The following is a 529-nucleotide window of genomic DNA, read 5'->3' on the forward strand; positions in this document are numbered from 1 at the left end:
TATGGCACCTACCATACCTAATAGTAATATAACAGAACTTATGATTAATCATAATGAATAACTAGTATACATAATATTACCTATTCCAGTTATATGTGTAAACTCTACTAATGAGCTATCTCAACTTTTACTACTAGCATATGCTATTTCATGTTTTAAGTTTACCATATTTAAAAACTCATTATCTAATTGTACGTTATAGACTTCAGAAAATGAATTTGATAAAGAAGAAACAATAGTATTATCTGTTAAATTAGAAGGTAATACTTGTCCTATTATATAATAGAATAGTAAAACTGTTAATACAGCTAAAGGTATATCATTATTAGTCTCACTTAATAATTCAGAAATTCTGATATTTATTAACATTAATATAAAAAGGAATAAAATTGAAACAGCACCTACATATACTAATATATAAGATAATCCAATATAATTACATCCAACTAATATTAATAAACCAGCTATATTTACAAATAAACCTATTAAAAATAATACAGAAACTATAGGATTTCTACTTACAATAGTT

Annotated in this window: 1 protein-coding gene; it reads right to left on the reverse strand. The window is 23.3% G+C overall.

Going from position 1 to position 529, the window contains the following annotated elements:
• Window positions 1-120: 120 nt before the first annotated feature.
• On the reverse strand, window positions 121-529 hold a 409-nt coding region (locus tag IE142_RS40400; RefSeq protein ID WP_191889526.1), incomplete at its 5' end, for an NADH-quinone oxidoreductase subunit J.

Source organism: Streptomyces mutabilis (genome assembly GCF_014649815.1).
In the GTDB taxonomy this organism is placed as follows: Bacteria; Actinomycetota; Actinomycetes; order Streptomycetales; family Streptomycetaceae; genus Streptomyces; species Streptomyces mutabilis.